Raw genomic sequence first — 1012 nt, 5'->3', positions numbered from 1 at the left:
GCCTGGGCCGGCGGCGCGGGGCGCGGCGCAGGCTGGGCCTGCTGGGGGGCGCCGAGCGGCGGCGGCTTTGCCGTGGGCAGCGCCTGCTGCGGTGCGCTCTGCCCCGAGGGCTTGGGCTGTGCCATCGCGGCCCCGGCGAGGGCAAGCCCTGCCACCCCGGCTAGCATCGTGGCCCTGGCGCCCATCCTGCCTGCTGTGTGCATCCGGCCTGCCCTCCTGTTGCGTCGCCGCAGTAAACCCCGCGCGGGCGCTTCGCACCAGCATCGGCGTGCCGGGCCTTGGCGCGGCGTGTGAGCGGTTTCACATGACGGGGACCATGCGCGAGCACCTGACCCGACCATGACCCGTCCGCCCGCCCGCACCGGACCCACGCCCGAGGTCGCCGCCTTCCTCGACCGGGTGGCGCGCCTGCCTGCCGCGCGCCCGGCCAGCGGCCGCCCGGGCCGGCTGATCTTCACCGTCGATGCCACGGCGTCGCGCCAGCCGGCCTGGGACCGCGCCTGCGCGCTGACCGGGGAGATGTTCCTCGCCACCCGCGACCTCGGCGGCCTCGCGGTCTCGCTGGCTTACTGGCGCGGCTTCCGGGAATTCGCCGCGACCCCCTTCCTGACCGACGGGGCGGAACTGGCGCGACGGATGTCCACCGTGACCTGCCTCGGCGGCCAGACGCAGATCCTCCGCGCGCTGCGCCACGCGCTGGCGGAATCGCGCAATGAGAAGGTCGGCGCGCTGGTCCTGGTGGGCGACGCGGTGGAGGAGGACGTGGACGCGATCTGCCACGCCGCCGGCGAGCTCGGCCTGTTCGGCACGCCGGTCTTCTGCTTCCACGAGGGGGCCAACCCGATTGCCGCCAATGCCTTCCGCCAGGTGGCGAAGGTCTCGGGCGGGGCCTATGCGCCCTTCGATTCCGCTTCGGCCGGCACGCTGCGCGACCTGCTGCGGGCCGTGGCGGTCTTCGCCGCCGGCGGGCGGGCGGCGCTGGCCGCGCTGCCGGGGACTGCGGCGGCGCGCA

Annotated in this window: 1 protein-coding gene; it reads left to right on the top strand. The window is 75.9% G+C overall.

Translation table 11 applies throughout. From position 1 onward, the window contains the following. Positions 1 to 339 precede the first annotated feature (339 nt). Positions 340 to 1012, top strand: a 673-nt coding sequence (locus HW578_RS26955) for a VWA domain-containing protein (RefSeq protein ID WP_198373767.1), incomplete at its 3' end; no start/stop codon positions are given.

This window comes from Roseomonas rosulenta (assembly GCF_016106005.1).
In the GTDB taxonomy this organism is placed as follows: Bacteria; Pseudomonadota; Alphaproteobacteria; order Acetobacterales; family Acetobacteraceae; genus Neoroseomonas; species Neoroseomonas rosulenta.
This window is presented reverse-complemented; position numbering and strand designations above follow the sequence as displayed.